The sequence below is a fragment of the Secundilactobacillus hailunensis genome, from assembly GCF_005405185.1.
Lineage (GTDB): Bacteria > Bacillota > Bacilli > Lactobacillales > Lactobacillaceae > Secundilactobacillus > Secundilactobacillus hailunensis.
In genome coordinates this window covers 1-3,127 of record NZ_BJDO01000091.1, presented here as the reverse complement: position 1 = coordinate 3,127, position 3,127 = coordinate 1, and the positions used below count along the sequence as shown (strand labels likewise).

2 protein-coding genes and 2 pseudogenes are annotated in these 3,127 nt (G+C 38.3%); 1 reads left to right on the top strand and 3 read right to left on the bottom strand.

Features of this window, described 5'->3' with window-relative positions:
* Nucleotides 1-326 precede the first annotated feature (326 nt).
* Entirely contained in the window at nucleotides 327-863 is a 537-nt protein-coding gene (locus FFM73_RS12240) for a DUF1836 domain-containing protein (protein ID WP_137631922.1), read from the bottom strand.
* A 252-nt stretch (nucleotides 864-1,115) separates the two neighbouring features.
* Here FFM73_RS12240 and FFM73_RS12235 point away from each other — a divergent pair.
* Nucleotides 1,116-1,565: pseudogene (locus tag FFM73_RS12235) on the top strand (transposase family protein); the annotation flags it as partial.
* Nucleotides 1,566-1,837: 272 nt separating this feature from the next.
* On the opposite strand, the gene FFM73_RS13055 reads toward FFM73_RS12235, so the two are convergent.
* Together FFM73_RS13055 and FFM73_RS12225 are read right to left on the bottom strand one after the other, a co-directional pair.
* Entirely contained in the window at nucleotides 1,838-2,287 is a 450-nt protein-coding gene (locus tag FFM73_RS13055; RefSeq protein ID WP_235874516.1) for a hypothetical protein, read from the bottom strand.
* A gap of 68 nt (nucleotides 2,288-2,355) precedes the next feature.
* Nucleotides 2,356-3,127: pseudogene (locus FFM73_RS12225) on the bottom strand (MobQ family relaxase); the annotation flags it as partial.

Below are 3,127 nucleotides of genomic sequence, written 5' to 3'. Positions count from 1 at the left end.
ATGTCATCAAGGTTCATAGCAATTTAATTCAAGGAAAAAGTGGGCTTAGAATAGATTAGTGAACTGCCTGAGCTATATTACGAAACTAGCACTACGCGTTAGTTAGCCTCCGTGAAAATTCTTTCTGAAAAATTCTTTGTTATCTATTTCACAAAAATAACTATACCACGATTTTTTTAAAAGTAAATGCTTTTGTTTACTAAATCACAAGAGCTTTTTCATTCAGTTGCATCCCTTTAGCAGCAGCTAAAGACGAAAAAGAGCACCCATCTAGTGGGTGCTCTTTTCATGAAAACGGTTCCATTATTTATATGTGAATGATTTCACTACTTGCTGATTTTCGTCAATGGCTTTTCAATGATCTTTAATAATGTTTCAGACTGTAACCGATCAATTATGACATTAACTGCTACCTGCATTAATTTGTCATTTAAATTTTTTTCCTCTAACGCCTGCCCATTTCGATTAGACATATTTTTAAATGAGAACATGAGTCGCTTAATAAAGTTATCATAAGCTTGTTGCGGATAAATATTAGCCGTTACCTGATCGATTCCATGGCGAATCGTTTCCAATGAAAATGTCGGCTTTAGTAAGCTAATTAAGATGACATCTGCAATCTGCATGGTTTGATACTTCTTTTTAACCGGTGCCATAATAGCTTTATGCTTAACATAGTTATTAATCATTGCCGGCGTGACGCTGTCTACGCCAATTGGCCCCAACGTTTCATTTACCAAAGCGGTCACTTGATCCATATATAGTTCAAATTTAGGTAATTCTGCCCAAAGCGGTAGTTCAACTGTCTTTAACTTATCTTCCCATTTTTCATATAAGCCGTACTCTTCGTTAATGGATGGCATTGTCATCACTCCCTATAAACAATTATACCATATTATCTAGTCATTAAAACTAGGTGAAATAGGCTAATAAAAAAGGATTGACAAGTTGCCAATTCAATTCTGCTTTTTTAATGTGGGTCTAGAATTTTTGGTGTTGGAAAGTATTTCCATTCCAAAAGTACTAGGCCCTTTTTGATAACAAAAAAAGGCATCTAAGCCTCCCTAGTGCTATGCTTTAAGCGACGAAACTCAAGATAAGCGGGGTAGGAATAGATGTCTCAACTGGATAATACACTTAAATTACTGGGAATTACAGACACAAACATTCAGGTGTTCGGTACTCGTGAGGAATTTCATGGTCGGGGCTCGGGTCGCAAAAAGTATTTGGTCATCCAGGCAGAGCTTACCTACACACTCAGGCGCTGTCCCAGCTGTGGATACAATACGTTGCACCCTAACGGACACAAGCTCACTCATGTCCACATTGCATGACCCATGGACCGGCCCGTAATTCTAGAGCTAAACAAGCAACGCTGGCGTTGTAGTAACTGCCATAGCACTTGTATGGCCACCACTCCAGTGGTATCAACCAACCACGCCATCGGTCACGGACTAGCGACTCATGTGCTGAAGCTAGCCAGTAAATCACTCCCGGCTAAGACTATCGCCAGTCTCACCGGTATTTCGACAAACTCAGTTCAGCGTATTTTGACGGCTAATATTCTCTAGTTAACCGTGTTAGCTTGTTCTTTTTAGAATCGCTGTCTTCAGGATCATCAAAAAGACTCATTTGACCCTCACTGGCATTGACATCATCTATATCTCCATTATTAAATAATGATTTATACGTAAATTTAGACTGCTCTACTTTATTTCCGGATGGCATCCATTCTCTAAACTCAATTAACTTATTCTCTGAGTTTTTAAACGTGAGTGTGTTTCCTTGGACAATATTTACGTTGATAACATATTTTGCTGATTTATATAGATCGGTATTAATACTGAGTTCTTTTTTGCATAAACGCTTTATAATGATTAATAAAAACATCTAACATTGTACGTTTTGCTTTGACCAAATTATCTTCGAGTAATTCGATTGCATAAATGCTCATTAAAGCCCACAAGGCATTATTTTTCCATGAGCTCTTATTGGATATTTGGTCCACATAATCAAGTTTCTGGTGCAATATTTCTTTTAAAAATGCCCCTTCACCAGCACTTGGCTCAAAGAAAGTAGCATGTAAATCGTGTAGCTTTTCTTGAATAGATAGCTCGGATAGCATTTTTTTAACCATCCATTTAGGTGTAAAAACCTCCCCATGGTGTTGAACCCTATCCTTAGACTTGATTAGATCACCATCAACCTTAGTAGCCCTGAGTTTAAATTTTTTATCGGTACTCTTAAATTGCTGTTCGTCAAAGAGGTTGATTTCACTTTCGCTCATTTTTATTAATCGTCACCTCAATTCTTTTTTTATAAGTCAGATTGTAAAATTTAAGTTGAACATTTAAATTACAAGTGCATGCCCCCATCTTCATGCCGGTTCCGGGTTTGGTGTTGCCGCTGCTTTTTCGTCATTTCCCACTCGGTTTCTTTCAGTCCACGTTCTTGCTTTTGCCGTTGGTAATCTTCATCACGAGCATATAGAACAGTCATGATTGCATCACTAAAGGCCGTCTTTAAGTAATAGTCTGGACTAACTGGCTTATAATTTAGCGGTTGATAATGCCCCATATTTGCTTTTCTGTACTGATCGTCCTTGGCTCGTTGCTCTTTTGACTGCTTTTGGATTTTCTCGATTTGACTGTTCTTAATCGTCGGATCGGCTTTGCATTCGCCAAAAAAGAGTTGTTTAGTGCCATCATGCTTTAAAACCCGTTGTAAGTGATGATTTTCTAACTGATCTAAGCTGAGCTGTCCCGATAGATAAGCTAGTCCTTGCAGATGCTCTTGGGTATTGAAAACTCGCGGTGGGGTTTCCTGCCATTGTGCGATTGTTTCAACCTTGCATGGTTTTAAAGCTGGATCATAGTACATCACTGCTGTATAGGCCTGTTCCTGTTTAATCATTGGTAATTCATTAAAATCGCCGTTAGGAAAGGCTCTTCTTAAAACTTCCTGGTATTGGGTTTGAATAACTTGCTTCACAGCCATGATTGTTCGCAAATCTTTGACTGCGCGAGTAATCTTTTGCTGCTCGGTTGGTGAATACTTTTCTAGTAGACCTTGATCAACGTGTTCTAGACTTTCTAAGCTATCATCATGAATCATCAGCGTATATTTA